Below are 23728 nucleotides of genomic sequence, written 5' to 3'. Positions count from 1 at the left end.
ACCGGGGGCGTTAGCGCCCCCGCAGCGCGCTTATTACGGCAAGCGCGCAATGTTGGCTTTGATCACCTCAACGGAGTGGTTGAACTTCGCCACTTCATCCTCGGTTAAGTGCAGTTCGATAATCTGCTCCACGCCGCTGTGGGTCAGCACCGCAGGCACGCCAATCGCCACATCGTGCGCGCCATACTCCCCGTCAAGAATGCAGGAGATCGCCAGCGCGCGGTGGCTGCCGGTAAAGATATTGCGGCAGATCTCGGCGATCGTGCCGGCAATGCCATATTCGGTGCAGCCTTTACGAGCAAAGATCTCGAAGCCATGGCGGCGCACGCGATCCGCCAGCGCATCCGCATCCAGCGGCTGGCCGGTCTTTTGCTGATAGACGTCGGCGATGGGCGAACCATAAATCGATGAGTGCGACCACACCGGAAACTGCGTATCGCCATGTTCGCCCATAATAAACGCATCAATGCTCTGCGCGCCGATATCCAGCGCCTGCGCCAGCAGGCGGCGAAGACGGGTGGTGTCAAGCCAGACGCCGGTGCCGATCACCTGGTTGCGCGGCAGGCCGGAGAGGGACCACACCTGCCAGGTAATGATGTCGCAAGGATTGGTCGCCACCAGAAAAATGCCGTTAAAGCCGTTTGCCATCATGGTGGGCACAATGTTTTTAACGATGCGCGCGGTGTTGGCAAGCTCATCCAGCCGCGTCTGGCCGGGTTTTAGCGCGCCGCCGGAGACGGTGATCACCGCGATATCGACATCCGCGCACGCCTCGATGGAACGGGTGGAGATGGTCATCATCCCCGGCATAAACGCGGCGGCATCCGCCAGATCCTGCGCGTGTCCCTCTACGCGCTGGGCATTCACATCCACCAGGATCAACTCTTCACAAATGTTCTGGTTTAAAAGAGCGTAAGCGGCAGACGCACCGACATTACCGGTGCCGATAATCATCACTTTGCGGGCTTTTGTATTCATGGCGATTCCCTTGTCAGAATATTCTTGTGCGTAAAGTACAGCCTGTTATTGCTGGCGTGCAATATTGTCGCGGATCTATAGGTTATTCATATGAGTTAAGCGGCACTATTTTCGCTAATTTAACAACGTGATAACTATAAGGAGCCGCTATGTACCGTATTGTTGATGCCACCGCCACGCAGCCGGAGGTGATTGCCCTCATCGCCGCCCTCGACCGCTACCAGACCGCGCTTTACCCGGCAGAGAGCAACCATCTGGTTGATCTGGCTTCCTTTCCCGAAGAGACGCTGATCCTGCGTAAAATCGTGCATCAGCAGGATGCCGTTGGCTGCGGCGCGGTGTTGCTTAATGAGGATGGCAGCGCGGAGATGAAGCGGGTGTTTATCGATCCGACGCACCGCGGGCAGAAACTGGGCGAGCAGTTGATTGCCGCGCTGGAGCAGGCGGCGAGCGAGAAGGGGTGCCACACGCTGCGGCTGGAGACGGGCATTGAGCAGCACGCGGCGGTGAAGCTTTATCAGCGCTGCGGATACCAGATTTGCGAGGCGTTTGCGCCCTATGAGCCCGACCCGTTAAGTGTGTTTATGGAGAGGGCGTTGCGCGAAGCAGTTGCGTGATGGCGCTACAAGCGTAGGCCGGATAAGCGTGTAACGCGCCATCCGGCAATCGGCGCGGCACGTTAACTCGGTGGGGTTCTGTAGGCCGGATAAGGCATAGCCGCCATCCGGCAACAGGAGTTGCATGTTGCACTGGTGGAATGGTTCCGTTCACCATACGTTCGGGAGTTTCATTAATCTCTTATGCGGTGAACGGGATAAGGGAAGCGGCCGCGCTCCCCTTATCAATCCCCGCGGCCCCGCGAGGAAATCGGTGCTGCGCACTGCGCTCACCTCCCGCGTGCCTGACTGCGGCCGGCTCGACTCGGCTTGCTCGCCCCTACGGACTCGCTCCATGCCTCGATTCGCCTCTGTCCGCCATCCATGGCGTCCAGACCTTGTCATTCACGCTTCGGTTCGCCGATTTCAGCGGGGGTCAACAAAGCCGCTGTGATACCGCAGGTAAAGGCAATATCGGTGTGGCTGTAGGCTCGTTTTGGTAGGCCGGATAAGGCGCAGCCGCCATCCGGCAATGGGTGCCGGGGAGACAATGCCTGATGGCGCTGCGCTTATCAGGCCTACGCGGTTTCAGCCGCACCTTTCCTGTAGGCCGGATAAGGCGTAGCCGCCATCCGGCAATCAGCCGTGGTTTCAGGGGCTTCGTTACTGTAGGCCGGATAAGCGTGTAACGCGCCATCCGGCATAACAAACCGCACGCCGCTAAAACGCTACGGCAACAGCGCAATAAATGCTTCAAGATGTCGGCTTTTCGCGCCGCGTCGCCACACCAGCCAGGTGGTGAGCCAGCGCCACTCCTCTGCCAACGGCCAGGCATTGACCTGCTGATGGGCGGGCATGCTCTCCAGCATACTGCGTGGGATCAGTGCCAGCCCGGCACCGGCAATCACGCAGGCCAGCATGCCGTGGTAGGACTCCAGCTCGTGAATTTTCCCCGGCGTGGCGCGGTCGGCCTGAAACCAGCTCTCAAAATGGCGGCGATAAGAGCAGTTAGCGCGAAAGGCATAAATACTGGCACCGTTTACCTGCGAAGCGCGGGTAATCGGCTCATGGCCCGCCGGGGCGACAATCATCATCTCTTCACGATAGACCGGAATGCCCTCCAGCCCCGGGTGCATAATCGGCCCGTCAACAAACGCCGCGCTCAGCGTCCCCTCAAGCACGCCATCAATCATCGTGCCGGAAGGGCCGGTTGAAAGATCGAACTGAATGCGCGGGTAGCGCTGGTTATAGGCGGCGAGCGTCGCCGGAATGCGCACCGCGGCGGTGCTCTCCAGCGCGCCCAGGGAGAACAACCCCTGTGGCTCATCGCCCGCCACCACCATGCGGGCCTCATCAACCAGCGCGAGGATCTGCTGGCTGTAGCGTAAAAAGCTGTGTCCAGCAGGCGACAGGCGCAGGCGCTGATTTTCGCGGATAAAGAGATCGACGCCGAGATCCGCTTCCAACTGGCGAATGCGCGTCGTCAGGTTTGACGGCACCCGATGCACCTTCTGCGCGGCCTGGGTAATGCTGCCGGTCTGCGCCACGGCGTTAAACATCTCAAGCTGGGTTAAATCCATGCTGTTCTCGTAACGTGAATGGTGAAGTTAATATTATTCAGTTTTCAGAAATAGCAAACTGCGTCACCCTAATGCAAGTTCTGAAATCATTGAGGGAAAAAATAATGTCTCCGACCGCAACCACCCATGCACTCTCCATCAACCCGGCGACGGGTGAAACCCTGCGCGCCACACCGTGGGCCAGCCGCGAAGAGGTTGATCGCGCGCTGGCGCTGGCCGATAGCGGCTACCGCCAGTGGCGCAACGTCAGCGTCAATGAGCGCGCGCAGAAGCTGCGCGATCTGGCCGCCGTGCTGCGTCACCGCGCAGAAGAGATGGCGCAGATGATGAGTGAAGAGATGGGCAAACCGATCCTGCAGGCGCGGGCAGAAGTGGCGAAATCCGCCGCGCTGTGCGACTGGTACGCCGAACACGGCCCGCTGATGCTCGGCAGCGAAGCCACCCAGGTTGAAGCGCAGCGTGCGCGCATCGAATATCGCCCGCTGGGGCCGATTCTGGCGGTGATGCCGTGGAACTTCCCGCTCTGGCAGGTGCTGCGCGGCGCGGTGCCGATCTTGCTGGCAGGCAACAGCTATCTGTTAAAACATGCGCCGAATGTGCTCGGATCCGCGGCGCTGATCGGTGAGTTCTTCAGCGAAGCCGGGTTTGCGCCGGGCGTCTTTGGCTGGGTCAACGCCACAAATGAGGGCGTCAGCCAGGCGATTAACGATGCACGCATTGCCGCCGTGACCGTCACCGGCAGCGTGCGTGCCGGGGCGGCAATCGGTGCTCAGGCCGGTGCGGCGCTGAAAAAGTGCGTGCTCGAACTGGGCGGTTCCGATCCCTTTATCGTGCTCAACGATGCCGATCTCGATCTGGCGGTGAAAGCCGCCGTTGCCGGGCGTTATCAGAACACCGGGCAGGTGTGCGCCGCGGCGAAACGCTTCATTGTTGAAGAGGGGATTGCCGACGCGTTCACCGAGAAATTTGTCGCTGCGGCGGCGGCATTACAGCAGGGCGCGCCGGAAAAAGAGGAGAACTACCTCGGGCCGATGGCGCGCTTCGATCTGCGCGACGAGCTGCACGCTCAGGTTGAGGCGAGCATCAAAGAGGGCGCCACCGTGCGGCTCGGCGGCGAGAAGACGCCGGGCAACGGCAACTACTACCCGGCGACGGTGCTGACCAACGTTACGCCGCAGATGACAGCATTCCGCCAGGAGCTGTTTGGCCCGGTTGCGGCGATCACCATCGCCCGTGATGCAGAGCATGCGCTGGCGCTGGCCAACGACAGCGACTTTGGCCTCTCGGCCACGGTATTCACTGCCGACAGCGCGCAGGCCGAATGGTTTGCCGATAATCTCGAGTGCGGCGGCGTGTTTATCAACGGCTTTAGCGCCAGCGATCCGCGCGTGGCTTTCGGCGGCGTGAAGAAGAGCGGCTTTGGGCGCGAACTCTCCCACTTTGGTTTGCACGAGTTCTGCAACGTTCAGACCGTGTGGAAAGATCGTCTGTAAGCGCAACGCGCCCCTGTGGGGCGCGTCATCACTGGCTGTCATGGATGTGTCATGATCCTTTTGTAGACTCACCGCAACTTAGTGGTTACAGATGAATATCATGAACTTAACACAAATTTTTCGCCGAATTTTTCGGCGTATCGCACCGCAGCAGTTTGGTTTGTTGGCCGGAATTTTTTGCATCATCGCACTCTTTTCCGCCCTGCAAATCGCCTCCTCCTTTTTCCTTACCGCCTCGCTTCGCAGCGCGCAGCACGATGAGAGCCTGAACCAACAGGCGCATCTGCAACAGGTGCGGGCCGATGAGGCGCGCATTGCGCTTCTCAGCGCAAGCGATCTGCTCAACCGCGCCGGCGTCTACTTTATGCAGGATAAAGCGACCGGTTCAGACGGCAGCTGGCACAGCCTGATGGACGAAACCCAGCAGGCGCTGGCCGCGTCGAATAAAGCCTGGCTTGCCTTTCAGGCGCTCAATCCGCCAAAAGATGACGGGCTGGTCAACAGCTACCAGCTCTTTTATGGCGCGCTGAAAGAGCAGGCTGATGGGCTGGTGAAAACCCAGTCGATCGACGCCTTTTTTGCCGTTCCGGCGCAGGCATTCCAGGCCGATTTCAACGATAACTACGCCCGTTTCCAGCAGGCGGGCGCGCAGCACGCCGAACAGGGAAGGCAGTCGCTGCTTGCCAGCCTCAGCCGTTTGCAGCAGGTCTTTATGCTGATCCCGGCGCTGCTGGTCGCCATTGCGCTTGTGGTGTGGTTCGGCATGTCGCGCTGGGTCATCACGCCGCTGCGCACACTGATTGCCCATATCAATATTCTTGCCGCCGGCGATCTCGGCACGCCGTTGCCACCGGTGCAGCGTTTCAACCGCGAAATCACTCAGCTTAGCGACAGCGTCGGTACCATGCAGCGGGGGCTGCAACAGCTAGTGATGCAGGTGAGCGACGCCACCGCGTCAATGATTGGCACCATCGGCAGCCTGGCGGAAGGCAACCAGTCGCTTAATCAGCAGTCGGCGAAGCAGGCGCAGGAGCTGAACGATGTTACCGAGCATATCGCTACGCTGGAGTCCCATGTCGAAGGGAATACCGGTTTTGCTGAAGAGGCGCGCCAACAGGCGGATGAAGCACGTAAAGTGGCGGCGGGCGGCGACAGGATGATGGAGACGGTCACGCAGTCAATGCGTGAGATTGTTGACCGCTCTGCCGAGATGCGCAATATCGTGGCGCTGATCGACGGCGTGGCGTTTCAGACCAATATTCTGGCGCTGAATGCCGCCATTGAGGCGGCGCATGCGGGCAACCACGGGCGCGGCTTTGCGGTGGTAGCTAAAGAGGTGGGTCTGCTGGCGCGTAAGAGCAGCCACTCGACGCAAACCATTCAGCAGCTGATTAACCACTCATTGCAGGGGATCAATGATGGCACCCAGGCGGTGAGCCGTCTCGAAGATAACCTGCAACAGGTGACCGGGCTGGTCGGGCATCTGAGCGGGGTGTTGAGTGAAATCTCTGCCGCCACGCTGAGCCAGGGCGAGAGCATCCATAAGATGACCCGACGCCTTCACTCCCTTAACAGCGTGGCGCGGCGCACCGGTGAGCTGGTGACCACGGCAGCAGCGGCCTCCGAGCAGCTTTATCACGATTCGCAAGTATTAATGCAAGCGGTTGCGCGTTTTCGTCTCAGCGCCTGACGCGGCAAAACAGCTCTGGTATACTCGCAGCCCGATTTGGCCTGTGGGCGAGGAGTGAAAGTGGCATCGGTGATGGATAATGGCGTGCTGGGGGCGATAGTCGACCAGGTACACCCGCTGCTGGGACGCGGAAAGGTCGCGGATTATATCCCGGCGCTGGCGGCAGTCAGCGGCAATAAACTGGGTATCGCGATCAGCACCGTCAATGGGGAGCACTATCAGGCGGGTGATGCCGATGAGCGCTTCTCCATTCAGTCGATCTCAAAAGTGCTTAGCCTGGTGGTGGCAATGAACCACTACGGCGAGGAGGAGATCTGGCAGCGCGTCGGTAAAGATCCTTCCGGCCAGCCTTTTAACTCGTTGCTGCAGCTGGAGATTGAGCAGGGCAAACCGCGCAATCCTTTCATTAACGCCGGGGCGCTGGTGGTGTGCGATATGCTGCAAAGCCGCCTCAGCGCGCCGCGCCAGCGCATGCTGGAGATTGTACGCAAGCTCGCAGGCGTCGAGGATATCGTTTACGACACGGCGGTGGCGCGATCGGAGTTCGACAATGCCGCGCGCAACACCGCCATCGCCTGGCTGATGAAGTCTTTCGGCAACTTCCACAATGATGTCACCACCGTTCTGCAAAATTACTTCCACTACTGCGCACTGAAGATGAGCTGCGCTGAGCTGGCGCGCACCTTTCTCTTTTTAGCGCAGAGCGGGCAGGCGGAGCACCTCGGCCAGCCGGTAGTATCGCCAAGGCAGGCGCGGCAGATTAACGCCCTGATGGCGACCAGCGGTATGTACCAGAACGCCGGGGAGTTTGCCTTCCGCGTCGGCCTGCCGGCGAAGTCGGGCGTTGGCGGCGGGATTGTGGCGATAGTGCCTCATGAGATGGCGATTGCGGTGTGGAGCCCGGAGCTGGATGACGCGGGCAACTCGCTGGCGGGCGTCGCGCTGCTGGAAGCGCTCAGCCAGCGTCTTGGCAGATCGGTCTACTGATGGCGGATTTCGACGCGCTGTTTGCCCGCCTTGGGCGCTCAACCTTTCGCTCCCGTTTCCGCTTAGGTGCAAAGGAGCGGCACTACTGCGAAGAGAAGGGGGCAGAGGTGATTGCTGCCCACGCCGCCGATTTCGTCGCCCGACGCCTTGCGCCTGCGCTGCCTGACAATGACGGTAAACAGACGCCGATGCGCGGCCACCCGGTATTTATCGCCCAGCATGCTACCGCCACCTGTTGCCGCGGCTGTCTGGCGAAGTGGCACGCCATTGCGGCGGGCCAGCCGCTGTCGCCGGCGCAGCAGCAGTATGTTGTTGATGTGATTTATCACTGGCTGGTGATACAGATGAATTCGCCGCGCTGATGGCGTTTGCGCAACACCCTATAGCGGAAAACAAGCATGCTAAGCTTTAGGCTATTTCCGACGCTACTTCGGGCAGCTCCTGCCGCCCGCGACAGGAATTGAGATTTGATGCGAGCTTTGTTGTCATCCTGGCGTCCGTTCAGGGAAGAGACCCCGCTGATCAATGCGGGGATGATTTTTGCGCTGACCACGCTGTTCTATTTTATCGGCGCGATGATGCGCCTGGTCGAAGAGCTGTCGCTCTTCTGGCCACTGAACGCGGTAATGGCCGGTGTTTTTGCCCGCTACGCGTTTTTGCACCGCTGGCACTACTACTTAATCAGCTACGTCGCGATGCTGGCTTACGATGCCGTCACCACCAGTTGGGGCACGGCGTCGCTGATCATCAACTTCTCTAATATGGTGTTTATCATCACTATGGCGCAGCTTATTGGTCGTGAGCGCCGCCAGATGGTGAAGACGCCACAGCCGATCAATGCTCTGAAACTCTTTAGCTACTGTCTGGTGGCGGCGCTGCTCTGCGCCTTCTTTGGCGCGCTGGGCTCGGTCGGGATCGACGATCAGGGTTTCTGGCCGCTGCTGGCGGACTGGTTTGGCGAGCAGTTCTCAACGGGCGTGCTGATTTTGCCGTGCCTGCTGACCATGACGCGCCCGCGCGCGCTTAAGGTTTTTTCACTGCCGCAGGTGATGCCGATCCTTGCGCTGGCAGTGTCGGTCGCCGCCTCAGTGGTGATTGGCGGTGCCGGAAGCCTGGCGTTTCCGCTCCCGGCGCTGATCTGGTGCGCGGTGCGCTATTCACTGCCGTTAACCTGCCTGGTGACGCTTATCACCGGCGGGCTGGAGATTATGCTGGTCTCCAGCGGGCAGATCGATATTCACGTCCACTCGCCGTTTGATATTCCGCAGATGCTCTCGGCGCGCCTTGGCGTGGCAACGATGGCCATCTGCCCGGTGATCGTCTCGGTCAGCGTTGAAGCTATCAACCGCCTGATGCGCCAGGTGTCGCTGCGCGCCGATTTTGATTTCCTCACCCGCGTTTACTCCCGCTCCGGCCTGTATGAAGCCCTGCGCAAAGAGGAGAAGCGCTTTGTCGGCAAACATCTTTCGGTGATGCTGATGGATATCGACTATTTCAAAAGCGTCAATGACAGTTATGGTCACGAGTGCGGCGACAAAGTGCTGACTTCGTTCGCGCAAAAAGTGCAGCAAGAGCTTGGCACTCGCGGGCTGGTGGCGCGCATGGGCGGCGAGGAGTTTGTGGTGGTCGCCGTAACGAAAGATGCGACGGCAGGAAAAGCGCTGGCGGAGACGCTGCGCCGTGCTGTGGAAAACCATCACTTTAAATGGCGTCAGCAGACGTTGCATCTGACGATGAGCGTCGGCATCGGGCACGGCACGCCCGACCCACGCCAGTTAACAGAGGGGTTCAATGATCTGCTGGCCGAGGCCGATGAGCATCTCTACCGCTCGAAGAAACATGGCAGAAACTGTACTAGCGATAACCAAAGCGATGCGCAGGAAGTGGCTGTTTCGCCCGCCACGTGAAATAAGCAACACAATAAATATTAATAACTTATAAATATCTTGCGGCTGATTTTTGAGACCCATATGATTAACGTCGCGCGGTCGCAAGCAGCGGATTCGCACACCCTGACAAACGTGCCGAATAGGCTACGCTTAATGCTGTAAACCGTTGTCTACTCGCCCGTTTGCACGAGCGCGGCGGTCCAGACTGAGAATGATGAGATCGGCACTCTATGAAAACACCTGCGATTCCCGCAAATGAGGCACAGCGCCTGGCGTCATTGCATGACTCCGGCCTGCTGGAGGGTGGTGTCAACGCCCGTTTAGACCGCTTAACGCGCCTGGCGCAACGGATGTTCAATGTCCCGGCAGCGCTTATCACGCTGGTTGATGAAGAGACATTGCACTTCAAATCCACCGGCGGTTATCCGGCAGACAATCCCACTCTGCCGCGCAACATCTCCTTTTGCGGTCACGTCATTTTGTCTGAAACGGCGATGATCATTGAAGACACCCATCTTGATGAGCGATTTACCGATAATCCGCTGGTGACCGGCGAACCGCATATTCGTTTCTATGCCGGTTACCCGCTGCGCCTGCCGGACGGTGCGCTGGTGGGATCGCTGTGCGTGATTGATAAAGCAGCGCGCGGCTTTTCCGGTGCGGAAGTCGATACCCTGAAAGATTTCGCCATGATTGTCGAAGATGAGTTCGCGGTGATGAGCGCGGCGACGACCGATGAGTTAACCGGCCTCTTTAACCGCCGTGGCTTCGATAACCTGGCGAAGTTCGCGATTGTTGGCGCACGCCGCCGCGCGCAGCCATTGACGCTCGCGTGGATCGACCTTGATAACTTCAAAGAGATTAATGACACCTACGGCCACGGCGAAGGGGATGAAGCCCTAAAGGCGATGGCGGAGGTGATGACCGCCAGCCTGCGCGAAGCGGATCTGCGAGTTCGCTACGGCGGCGACGAGTTCGCGATTGTCTTCTCTGACACTAATGAAGAGGGCGCATGGATTGCGATGCAGCATCTGGTCGAACAGGTTGAGGCTTGGAACCAGCAGTCGGGCAAACCCTGGAAGCTCGGTTTCTCCTGGGGCATCAGCGAATTTAATCACGATGGAAATGACGATCTCCGCAGCTGGATGAAAGAGGCGGATGAGAAGATGTATGCCATGAAATCCCGCAACAATCGCGGGCGCTGATCCATAACAAAATCGTATGGGCGCGGCGCTTGAGTTAGCCCGTTCCGCGTTGAATAGTGGTCATTTTACAAGGAAGACAAATGACCGCTTATCATATCAATAGCCTCTCTGGTGAGGCGATCCTCTGCCATATCGACAGCCTGTGCGGCGTGCTGGAAAACTGCGTCGCCGGCGGTGCCTCCGTCAGCTTTATGCATCCGCTTTCGCGGGAAAAATCACATCAGTTTTGGTCCGGCGTTGCCGCAAGCGTAACGCGCGGTGAGCGCATTGTGCTGGCCGCGCAGGATGAGGCGGGCGAGATTGTAGGCGCCGTTCAGGTGGTGCTCGATCAGCCGGAAAACCAGCCGCACCGCGCCGATGTCTCGAAATTACTGGTGCATGATAACGCGCGGCGTCAGGGGCTGGCGCGTCGCCTGATGACAACCCTTGAGCGTGAGGCGCAGGCGCACGGGAAAAGCGTGCTGGTGCTGGATACAGCGACCGGAAGCGGGGCGGAGAACTTCTACATCGCCTGCGGCTGGCAGCGGGTGGGTGAGATCCCGCGTTACGCGCTGATGCCGAATGGAAATGTGACGGCGACGACACTTTTTTACAAGTTCATATAACTGGCGCCAATAAGCCGCGCCAGTTTGATCAAAACAGGGTTTCATGGTCGTAAAGTCTGATAAGTTATTACACCAATCTTCCAAGGTTGTATGACTAATCTAAAAAGGAACCCACTGTGAACACATTAAACCGTCGCAATTTTCCCGGGGCTGACTATCCAGAACGTATTATTCAGTTTGGCGAAGGGAATTTTTTGCGCGCTTTTATCGACTGGCAAATCGATCTGTTGAATGAGCACACCGACCTTAACGCCGGTGTGGTGGTGGTTCGCCCAATCGAGAGTGATTTCCCGCCTTCTCTGAGCACGCAGGATGGTCTCTACACCACCATTATTCGCGGCCTCAACGAGCAGGGCGAAGCGGTGAGCGACGCGCGTCTTATCCGCTCCGTTAACCGCGAAATCAGTGTTTACACGCAGTATGACGAGTTTCTTAAGCTGGCCCACAATGCGGATATCCGCTTCGTTTTCTCCAATACCACTGAAGCGGGTATCAGCTACCACGCCGGGGATAAATTCGATGATGCCCCGGCGGTAAGCTACCCGGCAAAACTGACCCGCCTGCTGTTTGAACGCTTCCGCCATTTTGCCGGTGCGCAAGATAAAGGCTGGATAATTATCCCTTGTGAATTAATCGATTATAACGGCGACGCGCTGCGTGAACTGGTGCTGCGTTATGCCAACGAGTGGGCGCTGGGCGCGGAATTTATCCAGTGGCTTGAGACGGCGAACAGCTTCTGCTCAACGCTGGTTGACCGCATTGTTACCGGTTATCCGCGTGATGAAGTGGCGAAACTGGAAGCGGAGCTGGGTTATCAGGATGCCTTCCTCGATACTGCCGAGCACTTCTATCTGTTTGTTATTCAGGGGCCTAAATCGCTGGCCGCTGAGCTGCGTCTGGATAAATACCCGCTGAACGTGCTGATTGTGGACGACATCAAGCCATACAAAGAGCGTAAGGTGGCGATCCTCAACGGGGCACATACGGCACTGGTGCCAGTCGCATTCCAGGCGGGTATCGATACGGTTGGCGAAGCGATGAGTGATACCGAGATCTGTGCGTTTGTCGAGAAAGCGATTTACGAAGAGATCATTCCGGTGCTGGATCTGCCGCGCGACGAACTGGAGTCTTTCGCCAGCGCAGTGACCGGGCGTTTCCGTAACCCCTATATCAAACACCAACTGCTCTCCATCGCCCTGAACGGCATGACCAAATACCGCACCCGCATTCTGCCGCAGCTGCTGGCAGGGCAGAAAGCCAGCGGTGAATTACCTGCGCGCCTGACGTTTGCACTGGCGGCGCTGATTGCGTTTTATCGCAGTGAGCGTGACGGGAAAAGTTATCCGGTGCAGGATGATGCGCACTGGATTGAGCGTTACCAACAGCTGTGGAGCCAGCATGGTGACCGTCAAATCAGCACCCGCGAGCTGGTGAGTGCGGTGCTGTCGGTGAGCGATCATTGGGAGCAGGATCTGAGCAAAGTGCCAGGCCTGGTAGAGCAGGTGACGCAAGATTTGGATGCGATTCTGCTGCGCGGCATGCGCGAAGCGGTAAAACCGCTCTGCTAATAGATGCCTGTAAAATGCCGGATGGCGCTGGCGCTTATCCGGCTTACATTTTTCACTCCCACACTCCACTCGATCCCGTAGGCCGGATAAGGTGTAGCCGCCATCCGGCAATTCCACACTCCACCCGATCCCGTAGGCCGGATAAGGCGCAGCCGCCATCCGGCAATTCCACACTCCACTCAATCCCGTAGGCCGGATAAGGCGCAGCCGCCATCCGGCAATTCCACTCTCCACTCGATCCCGTAGGCCGGATAAGGTATAGCCGCTATCCGCCAATTCCACTCTCTACTCAATCCCGTAGGCCGGATAAGGTGTAGCCGCCATCCGGCAAAACAGCGATAGCTGAAAGTACCCATCTAGTTACAACATACTATTACTAAGTTGTATAACAGGTTCCAGCGACCTCTGCGCCAATGCCTTGTCGAGCAGGGCGAAATTACGTCACAATCCGTTAGCAAACTTGCAACTGTGACATTGATCACGTTTAATAGCCGCTGCGCTCCTTTTTCCCCTGAATAATTATGATTGTCCGTCCTGAAAAACACTGGCTTGCTCGTCTCTTCGTCTGGCATGGCTCCGTACTGCCGAAAATCGCTTCACGCCTTACCATGAACTTCCTGCTCTCGGTCGCCGTCATCTGGATGCTGCCGTGGTACACCTCGCTGGGCATCAAGCTAACGGTCGCACCGTTCAGCATTCTCGGTGTGGCGATTGCTATCTTTCTCGGTTTTCGCAACAACGCCTGTTTCGCCCGCTACTCGGAAGCGCGTCTATTATGGGGGCAGTTGATGATCGCCTCGCGCTCGCTGCTGCGGGAAGTGAAAACCACGCTGCCAGACGAAAGTGACGTGCGCCACTTTATGCAGCTACAGTTCGCCTTTGCCCACGCGCTGCGCATGACGCTGCGACGCAAACCGCAGGGCGACGTGCTGTCAAAATATCTCTCGGCTGATGAGTTACGGCAGGTCTTAAATGCCCATTCGCCAGCAAACCGTATTCTGCTGTTGATGGGCCAGTGGCTGGGCGAGCGCAGGGCACAAGGAGCGCTGTCGGATATTATGTTCCACAGCATTACTCAGCGCTTACACGATATGTCCGCGGTGCAGGCCGGCTGCGAGCGTATCTTTAATACGCCGCTGCCTTTTGCCTATTCACTGATTTTGCACCGCACCGTCTATCTCTTCTGCATCATGCTGCCGTTTGCGCTGGTGGTGGATCTGCACTTTATGACGCCCTTTATCTCTGTGCTGATCTCCTACACCTTTATCTCGCTCGATACGCTGGCGGAAGAGCTGGAAGATCCGTTTGGCGAAGAGGATAACGATCTGCCGCTGGATGCCTACTGCAATGCGATTGAAATCGATCTGCTGCAAATGGAAGACGCCGAAGATCTGCCGGTCAAACTGACACCGGACAAAAATTACCAATTGACCTAAACTTACAGGGGCGTAAGCCGTAAGATTTTTTCACTCTCCTGGCTCAGGTCATCTAAAAAGAGGGACATGCGATGGAAAAGTCCGATAAAACCTTCTCGTTCGCGCTGACGTTTATCGTTGGCCTGTCACTGCTCGCCACGGCATGGGATATCTCACTCTTCAGTAGCCTGCCGTGAGCCATCTGCCAGCAGCGCCTGCGTCTCTTGCGCCGGGCGCTGCAATAGTGCAATCGCCTCTTCAGCTGACGTGACATTGGTGTAACCGATAATCAAACCGTAACGTGGCGAATCACCCCTGTACCATTCTGAAAGCGGGCTGACCTGCAACTGATGTTGTTGCCAGAGTTGCGCAAGCGCCACATCCTGCGTGCTATCACGCAAAAACGCGATGATGTGCATGCCGCCATCGCGCACCTCTACATCAAAAAGCTGCGGATAGATCTGCGCCAAAGCTGCCAGCACGAACCCGCGCCGTGCAGAGTAAAGATTGCGCATCTTCTTCAGATGCTTATAAAAGTGGCCTTCGCTGAGAAAGGCGGCGAGAATTTTTTGCGTTAACAGCGGCTGGCCGCTCTCGGTGAGTTCAGCTGTTTGCCTGAACTGCGCGAGTAGCGCACGCGGCAGCACCAGATAACTGGTGCGTAAGGAGGGCAACATGGTTTTGCTGAAGGTGCCCATATAGATAACCCGGTCATCACTATCGAGGCTTTTCAGCGCAGGCACCACTTTGCGGGTGTAGTGAAACTCGCCGTCATAATCATCCTCAACAATCCAGCTTTTGTGCTGCGTTGCCCATGCCAGCAGCTGCTGTCTGCGGGGCAGGGAGAGGGTGACCGCCAGTGGGCTTTGGTGTGACGGTGTCACAAATAGCAGGCGGGCGTCATGGTGATGGTGCAACAGCAACTGCATATCCAGACCGTCGTTATCGACCGGCACGCTATGCAGTTGTTGGCACGTATGCTCCAGAATGCGCTTGCCTAAAAAATAACCCGGCTCTTCAAACACCACTTTATGCTGTGAGCCTGCAAGCAGGGTAAGGATCACTCGCAAGTTATGTTGATACCCGCCGGTGATCATCACCTGTTCCGGGCTACAGGTGAGCCCGCGCGAAACATTCAGATAGTGGGCAATAGCGTCGCGCAGAGGAGCGTAGCCCATTAACGGTGGCGTAAGCATTTCGCTTGGATGTAGCGCGCGCACCGCTTTAGCACTGAGCAGCAGCCATTTTTTGCGCGGGAAGGCATCAAGCGCCGGAATGCCGAGGCGTAAGAAACCGCTCTGTTTACGTTCGGCATCGCCAAACGCTGACGCCGGGTTGGAAAGGGGCTTATCGCGAGCTCTATGCTTGACCGGCGACAGCACCAGTTCAGGGTTGACGCGCGTGCCGCGCGCGCCATCGCTGACCAGAAACCCTTCACCGATCAGAATCGACCACGCGGTTTCCACCGTTTTTCGCGCCACGCCCAGTTCGCTGGCCAGCACGCGCACCGAGGGGACTTTCTCGCCGGGCTTAAGCAAACCCTGCGTAATGCTCTCTCGATACTGCGAATAAATAGCTCTGTATCCTGGCTTCATGTCCTACCTGTTTTTCGCGTTTTTGCATCTTTTTCCTGCGACATTGATGCGTAATATAGCCCCCGTTGAAACAATAAACGAGGCAAATAATATGAGCACCCGCATCAATCTCTTCCAGCGCGTTCCTGACCTGATCAAAGCCCTTTCCGATGCCAGCCAGGCCTCGCACCACAGCGGTCTGGATAGCACGTTAAAAAATCTGGTGGATATTCGTGCTTCGCAGCTAAACGGCTGCGCCTTCTGTCTGGATATGCACATTAAACAGGCACGAATTCTGGGCGAGCGGGAGCTGCGGTTGCATCATGTCGCCATCTGGCGCGAATCGCCGTTATTCACCGCGAAAGAGAAGGCGGCACTGGCGTTGACCGAAGCCCTGACCCGGCCCGGTGCTGAAGGGGTAAGCGATGCTATTTATGACGCGGCGCGTGAACATTTTGATGAAGTGGCGTTATCAGAGCTGGCGTTTGCTATCTCGATTATCAATACCTGGAACCGTTTGATGATCGTCTCGCAAACCGCGCCGGGCGCGCTCGATAAAGCCTACGGCCTCGATCGCGCGAATCTCGAATAGTCGTGCGGTTTCGTAGGCCGGATAAGCGCCAGCGCCATCCGGCAATACTCCCCGGCTCAATGAACCGGGGTACTGTATTCGCATCCGGAAAGGGATGACCCAACCATTAATGCGCCAGCTGGAAGAAACGCACCGAGTTACGCAGCGCCTCGCTCTGCTCCGTCATTGACTGCGCGGCCACCGCGGCCTGTTCCACCAGCGTGGCGTTCTGCTGGGTCACCTGGTCCATTTGATCGATGGCGACGCTGATCTCTTTAATCCCCTGGTGCTGCTCGGTTGAAGCGGCGGAAATATCGGCGACAATTTCCGTCACCTTATTCACCGACGAGACAATCTCCTCCATCGCACGGCTGGCGGTATCGGCAAAACGTGAACCGTCGGTGATTTTTTCCACCGTCCCCTCAATCAACTGCTTAATCTCTTTTGCCGCATCGGCGCTCTTCTGCGCCAGGTTACGCACTTCGCCAGCGACCACCGCAAACCCTTTGCCCTGTTCACCGGCGCGCGCCGCTTCCACAGCGGCGTTGAGCGCCAGAATATTGGTCTGAAACGCGATCCCCTCAATTACCGAAATAATGTCGACAATCTTCTGCGAACTGTCAGAGATCTCATGCATGCGCGTCAGCATATCGTTAACCTCTTTGCCGCCTTTGAGTGCGGTTGCAGAGGTCTGGCGCGCCAGCTCGCTCGCTTTACGGGCGTTCTCCGCATTACTCTTCACGTTTTCCGTGATCTGCTGCATGTTGGATGACGTCTGCACCAGCGAAGCCGCCTGCTCCTCGGTGCGCTGCGACAAGTCATTATTACCCTCGGCGATCTCACCGGCGGCATGGGAGATCGATTCGCTACCATCAATAATGCCGCGAATAATCTCCGCCAGCTGGCTGTTCATATATTTAATCGTCGCCAGCAGACTGTTGTTATCACCTTCACGTAAATCGACTGCCGTCTCCAGCTTGCCGGCGGCCACCGCCTGCATAATCGACATCGCATAATCCGGCTCGCCGCCCAGTTGCCGCGCCAGGCTGCGTGAAATAAAGAGGGCGCTCACGCCTGTGGTAATCAGCGCCAGTAGCAGTAAGCCGATCAGCACATAGAGCGCGTGGTTGTAATTATCCTGCGTCGTTTCGCCCATCCGATCGCCGATAGCCACTTCCATATCGACCAGCGTCGCCAGGTCTTTCATCAACTGCGTGCGGTATTTCGCCGACACCACGCCGCTGATCTTCGCCGCTTCTGCCGCGTCGCCGTGGTTCATCGCCTCAATCACTTTCGCGTTGACGTCGATGAAGTTTTTGAAGTTATCAACCACCGTAACAAACAGCGCGTTCATCTCCGGCGTTGCATCGGCAGAGATTTTTGCGTACTGCCGCTGGGCATTGAGGAACGTCTCCTGGTTTTGCAGCAGTTCATTACGATGCTGATCGAGGGAAGCGGGGGTTGTCGAAGCGATGTACTGCACCTGCTGTAAGCGCATTTCCGCTAACACCCCGCGCATCTCAAGGGTGTAGCGAATGCCGGGCATGCGCAGCTGGCGGAATTTATCAATTTGTTGTTTGCTGCCGTTAAGCTGATAAATAGAGACAATGCCAACAATTAACATCATCACAATAAGAATAGAGAAACCAACGAGCAGTTTCGTTAATACCGTCGCGTGCGCAATTTTTTTCATGATCCTGAAGTTTTAAAAAAGAGTGGTACTAGTAATAACGGCAGAAACCGTAGAAAGATTGAGGTTAAAAGTCGATCTGTATCACATATCGCACTGATATTTGGGCAAATATCTCACAGGCGGCATTGGTTTTATTTAAGGGGAGAGGGAGTGTTAAATAATATCGGGAAGCTGTGTTAATTAATTGAAATAATATTTAACTTAAAGCGATAAATATTATTTGCGCACGCCTGACGTGCGCGAATAATTAACCTTTAAGACTCAGCGGCAGCTCATCTGCCCACTTGGTGGCTTGCGTCATTAATTCTGATACTGCGGAGTAAGGCAGGCCAATCTTGTCTGCAATCGCGCTGGTCTCATCCCATAAACGCTGTTCATAGACGCGGGCGAGGTGAACATAGGGGTAGAGTTCGCCGCTCTCTTTTTCCAGCGCTGTTGCCACATCCGGCGAGACGGAGATCTGCTCCATCAGCTCCTCAAGCGGCAGGCCGAGGATCACATCCAGCAGCGAGAAGAGCCCCACCAGGAAAGCGTCATTGGCGACATTATTGCTGGACGTGCGCGCCGCCACCAGTTCGCAAAACTTGGCGCGGATCAGGCTCAGATAGTAGATCTCGGTATTGGTCACGTGCTCAAACGACGTCAGACAGGCCACCAGTACAAAACGGCGCATCTCGTTGATGCCGAGGTAAACCACAATGTCGCGTAAGGACTGGTTACGAAAACCGCTGATCCCGCGTGTGTTATATAAGATGTTCTGCGCATAGCGCATGATCTTAAACGAGAGGGAGACATCGCGTTTCAACAGCTCTTCAATGCGGTTTAAGTTCGGCGACTCGACGTTAACCTCCTGCATCAACCGCAGTGCGAAGGCGCGGTTCTGCACCAGCTTGTTGCGCTTAGATACCACCGGTTTGCTGAAGAAGTAGCCCTGGAAGAGGCGAAAACCCAGTTTCTTATAGGCTTCGAACTCCTCATAGGTTTCCACTTTCTCCGCCAGCAGCACCGCGTGGCGCAGCGCATCGCGGTTGGCGTTGACCCAGGCGTCAATCTCTTCCAGTGAGCTTCGTCTGATATCAAACTTAATCACATCGATATAGGGCAGGAAAGCGTCCCACTGGTTGCCGGGTGCGAAATCGTCAAGGGCGACGCGAAAGCCGAGGTTCTGCAGGCGTTTTACCGTCTCCAGCAGTTGCTTGTCCGGCTGCGCATCTTCGAGGACTTCGATCACCACGCGGTTTTTCGGCAGCGTTTCGGCAAGGCCGTCAATCAGTAACTGGTAGGGGAAATTGACATATACCGTCGTCAGATCGTTCTTACGTCCGACAGGCGCACTGAGAAACTGCTCTTCGATCAGTTGGGTCGTGGCTTGCTCGGCAGAGATCTCCGGAAAACGGTTATCCATGCTATTGCGGAACAGCAGTTCGTAACCGACGGTGTTCAGTTGGTTATCAAAGATCGCCTGTCTGGCCACAAAAGAAAACATTCACCACCCCGTACACCGTGTACTTTTGTATAAGTATTACAAATATATAAGCTTATAACACACCCTGAATAGCTGAAGCGTGCGCCTGATACTAAAAAAGTGACCTTTAGCGCTAAAAATATAGGCCAGCAAAGCGGTAAGTGTACAGGTAATGAGGATATTCTTAAGCGTAACCGCTCAAAGTAGCAGCATCACGCTGTAAAAAACGGCAAATATGCAGGAAAGCGTAAGCGAGGCAGGGGATAAAACAGGCGCTGCGCCTGCGTGACAGTCAAAATCGCTGTCCGGCATGGCGCAGCGCCTAAGGCGCGGGATTAAGTACGCGGCGTCTGTTCAGCCGGCGCGGTGGCATGCACTTCGTTCACGCGCTTACGCACGCCAAACCAGCCAGCAATCAGCAGAACGGCGATCAGCGGAATAGAGCCGATAGTGAAGGTACCGTTCGGATAGTCGAACGCCATCAGCACCAGCACGCTGAGCAGGAACAGCAGCGTCAGCCAGGAAGTCACCGGCGCACCGGGCATCTTGAAGCTGACATCTTCTGCTTTGCCTTCGCGGATCGCTTTGCGCAGGCGCATCTGACACACCACGATAAAGCCCCAGGAGGCAATAATCCCCAGCGACGCGACGTTAAGCACAATCTCAAACACCTGCGACGGCACCAGGTAGTTCAGGAACACGCCCACAATGTAGACGCAGATTGTCGCCAGAATACCGGCATACGGCACCTGCTGGCGGCTCATCTTCGACATAAATTTCGGTGCGGAACCGCCCATCGACATTGAGCGCAGAATACGCCCGGTGCTGTAGAGGCCGGAGTTGAGGCTGGAGAGCGCGGCGGTCAACACCACGATATTCATCACGTCGCCAATATATGGCACGCCAAGCTTCGAGAAGAAGGTGACGAACGGGCTTTGCCCCGCCTGGTAAGCGTTCCACGGCAGCAGAAGCACCAGCAGCACCACCGAGCCAACGTAGAACAGGCCGATACGCCAGATCACGCTGTTGATCGCTTTCGGCACCATGGTCTTCGGCTCTTTACATTCGCCTGCGGCGGTACCGACCAGCTCAATAGAGGCGAAGGCGAATACCACGCCCTGCACCAGCACCAGTGCGGCCATCATGCCGTGGGGGAAGAAGCCGCCGTTATCGGTAATCAAATGGAAGCCGGTGCTGTTGCCATCAAGCGGTTTGCCGGTGCCGAGGAAAACCGTCCCGACCACCAGAAACAGCACAATCGCCAGCACTTTCAGCAGCGCAAACCAGAACTCCATCTCGGCGAACCACTTCACGCCGATCATGTTCATGGTGCCGACAATCGCCAGCGCGCCGAGGGCGAAAACCCACTGCGGCACGTCGCCAAAAGCACCCCAATAGTGCATATAAAGCGCGACGGCGGTGATATCGACAATGCCGGTCATCGCCCAGTTGATGAAGTACATCCAGCCGGCGACATAGGCGGCTTTTTCACCGAGGAACTCACGGGCGTAAGAGACGAAGCTGCCGCTGGAAGGGCGGTGTAACACCAGTTCGCCCAGCGCACGCAGAATAAAGAACGAGAAGATACCGCAAACGAGATAGACGATAGCCAGCGATGGCCCGGCCATTTGCAGTCGCGCGCCGGCACCGAGGAAAAGACCGGTACCGATTGCGCCGCCGATGGCGATCATTTGTACATGGCGGTTACCCATCGCCCGGCTGTAGCCCTCTTCATGAGAGTTCAGCCAGCGACGTTTCGCCGCGTGATGCTCCGTGGTGTTGTTGTTCTCTGTTTTCATTGCATTACCCTGTTGACCTGTCTGACCTTGCGGAATGTCTCAAGCCGCAGCACAAAAACCACACGATTTGCACCGTCGGCTACACGTTCTCTCTTTCCATTGTTTCTGTGTATGGATAAGGGAAAACATGGCGCAGCATCGTAACCGCAATCGTTTACTGACGCAAAACATACCCAGACGTAAACAGCACACTATTAGTCGAAATTGTGAAGTCAACTCCATCAAGCAGAGGAAATGATTCAGGATGGTGAAAAATGCAACAGAAAAAACCACAACCATAGAACGGTGTTTTACCCAGTCCGCACCTGCATTTGTCATCATTCATTTGCAGAACAAATAGCTTCAGCGCCTGGCAACGCTGACTTTGCGAATTTTTTGCTTACCAAATGTAAATTAATTGTTTCACAGCAGATTCCGCGCGCTCCAGTATTGGTCCATCTTCTCTGACACGAGAGCGTGCCATGTCTTACCGACTGAGTTTGCTGGACAAAAGCCCCATCGCGGAGCATGAAACCGCGCAGGACGCGCTCCTGCGCACGCTGCAACTGGCGCAGCAGGCGGAAAACTGGGGCTATCACCGCTTCTGGATAGCTGAACACCACAACACTTCACAGCTGGCGAGCCCGTCGCCAGAGCTGCTGATCGCCTGGATACTCGGCCAGACGCGGCGCATCCGCGTCGGCTCCGGCGGCGTGATGCTGCAACACTACAGCCCCTACAAAGTGGCGGAGAATTTTAACCTGCTGGCGAACCTTGCTCCGGGGCGTGTCGACCTGGGTGTGGGCAAAGCGCCCGGCGGTTTACCGCTCTCCACCCGCGCGTTGCAGCAGGGGGTGAACCCAGACGAGAAGGGGCGTTTTGCCGATCAGCTGGCGCAACTGGATAACTGGCTGTCGCTGACCCCGGACGAAAGCGCGGATGAGTCCTTACTGGCGACGCCGCTTGCGCCAGTGCAGGCGGAGCGTTTCCTGCTCGGTGCCAGCCTTGAGAGCGCAACGCTTGCGGCATCCCTCGACTGGCACTTTGTCTACGCCGCGCATCTGAATGGCGACAAAACCCTCTTGCGTGACGTTGTCACGAAATGGCATCAGCTAAGCCGCCGCGACACGCTGGTTGCTGTGCAGGTGATTGTGGCAGAAACCCAGGCGCAGGCTGACACGCTGGCGCAGCAGGTCGAAGTGTGGGGCGTTGAGCTGGCGAACGGGCAAAAAGTGAGCGTCGCGAGTGAAGCGCAGGGGCAGGCCTTTGCCCGCCAGGCTGGCAGCCCGGCAGTGCGTATTGCACGGCGCGAAAGCGCCATCATTGCCGGCACGCCAGAAAAGGTGCGCGCCGGGCTGGATGGGCTGCATCAGCACTTTGGCATTGACGAATTTATTATCGACACGCCGGTGGCGGAAGGACGCGCGCGCTTAACCTCGCTCCTGCTGCTGGCGCAGGCGGTCGCGCAGACGCAAACCCTACAGGAGGTGGCGGGATGAGCTTTACCGAGCAGTTAATTGCGTGGCGGCGCGAGCTGCATCAGCACCCGGAGCTTTCGCTCCAGGAGTTTGAAACCACGCGGCGCATTCGCCACTGGCTGGAGCATGCCGGGCTGCGCCTGTTGCCGCTCGATCTGCCGACCGGAGTGGTCGCGGAGGTCGGAAGCGGCGAGAAGGTGATCGCGCTGCGCGCCGATATCGATGCATTACCGATTGAGGAGGCGGTTGAATCGCCGTTTGCCTCGCGCAATCCCGGTGTGATGCACGCCTGCGGGCACGATATTCATACCAGCGTCATGCTCGGCGCGGCTTTGCTGTTAAAGGAGCGTGAGCAGCACCTGCCGGGCAGGGTGCGCATCCTGTTTCAGCCGGCGGAAGAGAATTTTGGCGGCGCGAAACGGCTGATTAAGGCCGGTGCGCTCGAGAGTGTGAGCGCGATATTTGGCATGCATAACGAACCCGGCCTGCCGGTCGGCGCATTTGCCACGCGCGGCGGCGCGTTTTACGCCAATGTCGATCGCTTCAGTCTGAAGGTGAGCGGTAAAGGGGCGCACGCGGCGCGGCCGCATGAGGGCAACGACGCCATTCTGCTCGCCAGCCAATTGGTTGTGGCGCTGCAAAGTATCGCCAGCCGCAACGTCAACACCCTCGAATCGGTGGTGTTAAGCGTGACGCGTATTCAGGGCGGCAATACCTGGAACGTGCTGCCAGAGCATGTCGAGCTGGAGGGAACTCTGCGCACCCACGATGCGGCTATTCGCGCGCAGGTGAAAAAACGCGTTGAGGCGATCGCCGCCGGGCTGGCGCAGGCCTTCGATGCCGCTATCGCCGTGACCTGGTTCGACGGCCCGGATGCGCTTGTCAATCACCCGCAGTGGGCAGACTTCGCCCGCGAGGTCGCCAACGAACACGGATACCGTACCGCAGAGGCGGATCTGCATATGGGCGGGGAGGATTTCGCCGTCTATCTCCAGCAGATACCCGGCGCGTTTGTCAGTATCGGCAGCGACAGCCCGAACGGCCTGCATCATCCCGCGTTTAATCCTGATGAAGGGTTGATTGATGAGGCGGCGCGCTACTTTGCCCGCCTGGCAGAAAAAGCCTTACAGCACCCTTAACAAACCTTTAAATGACCTGGGGCG

General features: G+C 57.2%; 19 protein-coding genes. 13 read left to right on the top strand and 6 right to left on the bottom strand.

Annotated features, from left to right (window positions below):
• Positions 1–33 precede the first annotated feature (33 nt).
• Entirely contained in the window at positions 34–978 is a 945-nt protein-coding gene (locus tag SOM48_RS13620) for an L-lactate dehydrogenase (RefSeq protein WP_054804678.1), read from the bottom strand.
• Between the two features lie 149 nt (positions 979–1127).
• On the opposite strand from SOM48_RS13620, the gene SOM48_RS13615 reads away from it, so the two are divergent.
• Positions 1128–1595 (top strand): GNAT family N-acetyltransferase, encoded by a 468-nt coding sequence (locus tag SOM48_RS13615; protein WP_054804679.1) that lies wholly within the window; start codon positions 1128–1130, stop codon positions 1593–1595.
• A 707-nt stretch (positions 1596–2302) separates the two neighbouring features.
• Here the strand turns inward: SOM48_RS13615 and ptrR are convergent.
• Positions 2303–3154, bottom strand: a complete 852-nt coding sequence (ptrR, locus tag SOM48_RS13610; RefSeq protein ID WP_139964810.1) for a putrescine utilization regulator PtrR — start codon at positions 3152–3154, stop codon at positions 2303–2305.
• A 104-nt stretch (positions 3155–3258) separates the two neighbouring features.
• On the opposite strand from ptrR, the gene sad reads away from it, so the two are divergent.
• The 9 genes from sad (at position 3259) to SOM48_RS13565 (ending at position 14027) form a co-directional block, all read left to right on the top strand.
• Complete coding sequence (sad, locus tag SOM48_RS13605) at positions 3259–4647, top strand: succinate-semialdehyde dehydrogenase (RefSeq protein WP_320512160.1); 1389 nt, start codon at positions 3259–3261, stop codon at positions 4645–4647.
• Positions 4648–4747: 100 nt separating this feature from the next.
• Positions 4748–6337 carry a methyl-accepting chemotaxis protein gene (locus tag SOM48_RS13600; RefSeq protein WP_139964808.1) on the top strand — a complete coding sequence of 530 codons (1590 nt, stop codon included), beginning with the start codon at positions 4748–4750 and terminating at the stop codon, positions 6335–6337.
• Positions 6338–6397: 60 nt separating this feature from the next.
• Entirely contained in the window at positions 6398–7324 is a 927-nt protein-coding gene (gene glsB, locus SOM48_RS13595; protein ID WP_320512159.1) for a glutaminase B, read from the top strand.
• A complete protein-coding gene (locus SOM48_RS13590; protein ID WP_320512158.1) occupies positions 7324–7686 on the top strand; it encodes a DUF4186 domain-containing protein in 363 nt (120 codons plus the stop codon). The genes glsB and SOM48_RS13590 overlap by 1 nt, the downstream gene beginning before the upstream one ends.
• Positions 7687–7794: 108 nt before the next feature.
• A complete protein-coding gene (locus SOM48_RS13585) occupies positions 7795–9231 on the top strand; it encodes a GGDEF domain-containing protein (RefSeq protein ID WP_320512157.1) in 1437 nt (478 codons plus the stop codon).
• Positions 9232–9443: 212 nt separating this feature from the next.
• On the top strand, positions 9444–10418 hold the full coding sequence (locus SOM48_RS13580) for a GGDEF domain-containing protein (protein ID WP_054803987.1): 975 nt from the start codon (positions 9444–9446) through the stop codon (positions 10416–10418).
• Between the two features lie 80 nt (positions 10419–10498).
• Positions 10499–11023, top strand: coding sequence for a GNAT family N-acetyltransferase (locus tag SOM48_RS13575; protein ID WP_288882475.1), 525 nt, complete (start codon positions 10499–10501; stop codon positions 11021–11023).
• Between the two features lie 116 nt (positions 11024–11139).
• Positions 11140–12591, top strand: coding sequence for a tagaturonate reductase (locus SOM48_RS13570; RefSeq protein ID WP_320512156.1), 1452 nt, complete (start codon positions 11140–11142; stop codon positions 12589–12591).
• Between the two features lie 521 nt (positions 12592–13112).
• Positions 13113–14027, top strand: coding sequence for a bestrophin family protein (locus SOM48_RS13565; RefSeq protein ID WP_320512155.1), 915 nt, complete (start codon positions 13113–13115; stop codon positions 14025–14027).
• A gap of 152 nt (positions 14028–14179) precedes the next feature.
• Here the strand turns inward: SOM48_RS13565 and pdxR are convergent, their stop codons facing one another.
• Positions 14180–15601, bottom strand: a complete 1422-nt coding sequence (gene pdxR / locus SOM48_RS13560; protein ID WP_320512154.1) for a MocR-like pyridoxine biosynthesis transcription factor PdxR — start codon at positions 15599–15601, stop codon at positions 14180–14182.
• Positions 15602–15692: 91 nt separating this feature from the next.
• Between pdxR and SOM48_RS13555 the strand changes: the two genes are divergently transcribed.
• On the top strand, positions 15693–16172 hold the full coding sequence (locus SOM48_RS13555) for a carboxymuconolactone decarboxylase family protein (protein ID WP_313161653.1): 480 nt from the start codon (positions 15693–15695) through the stop codon (positions 16170–16172).
• A gap of 106 nt (positions 16173–16278) precedes the next feature.
• Here the strand turns inward: SOM48_RS13555 and SOM48_RS13550 are convergent, their stop codons facing one another.
• The 3 genes from SOM48_RS13550 to ansP all read right to left on the bottom strand — a co-directional run bounded on the left by SOM48_RS13550 (position 16279) and on the right by ansP (position 21108).
• The gene (locus SOM48_RS13550; RefSeq protein WP_320512153.1) at positions 16279–17844 is read right to left on the bottom strand and encodes a methyl-accepting chemotaxis protein; all 1566 of its coding nucleotides are present in this window, start codon (positions 17842–17844) and stop codon (positions 16279–16281) included.
• A gap of 247 nt (positions 17845–18091) precedes the next feature.
• A complete protein-coding gene (locus tag SOM48_RS13545) occupies positions 18092–19330 on the bottom strand; it encodes an EAL and HDOD domain-containing protein (RefSeq protein WP_128482997.1) in 1239 nt (412 codons plus the stop codon).
• A gap of 314 nt (positions 19331–19644) precedes the next feature.
• Positions 19645–21108 carry an L-asparagine permease gene (gene ansP / locus SOM48_RS13540; protein ID WP_076769817.1) on the bottom strand — a complete coding sequence of 488 codons (1464 nt, stop codon included), beginning with the start codon at positions 21106–21108 and terminating at the stop codon, positions 19645–19647.
• Positions 21109–21569: 461 nt separating this feature from the next.
• Here ansP and SOM48_RS13535 point away from each other — a divergent pair, with 461 nt between their 5' ends.
• Complete coding sequence (locus tag SOM48_RS13535; RefSeq protein WP_320512152.1) at positions 21570–22586, top strand: MsnO8 family LLM class oxidoreductase; 1017 nt, start codon at positions 21570–21572, stop codon at positions 22584–22586.
• On the top strand, positions 22583–23704 hold the full coding sequence (locus tag SOM48_RS13530; RefSeq protein ID WP_320512151.1) for an amidohydrolase: 1122 nt from the start codon (positions 22583–22585) through the stop codon (positions 23702–23704). The genes SOM48_RS13535 and SOM48_RS13530 overlap by 4 nt, the downstream gene beginning before the upstream one ends.
• Positions 23705–23728: the final 24 nt, after the last annotated feature.

Origin of the sequence: Kosakonia sp. CFBP8986 (assembly GCF_034044935.1) — a bacterium.
Classification (GTDB): Bacteria; Pseudomonadota; Gammaproteobacteria; order Enterobacterales; family Enterobacteriaceae; genus Kosakonia; species Kosakonia cowanii.
The sequence above is the reverse complement of the archived record's forward strand: the minus strand, read 5'-3'. Positions and strand labels throughout refer to the sequence as shown.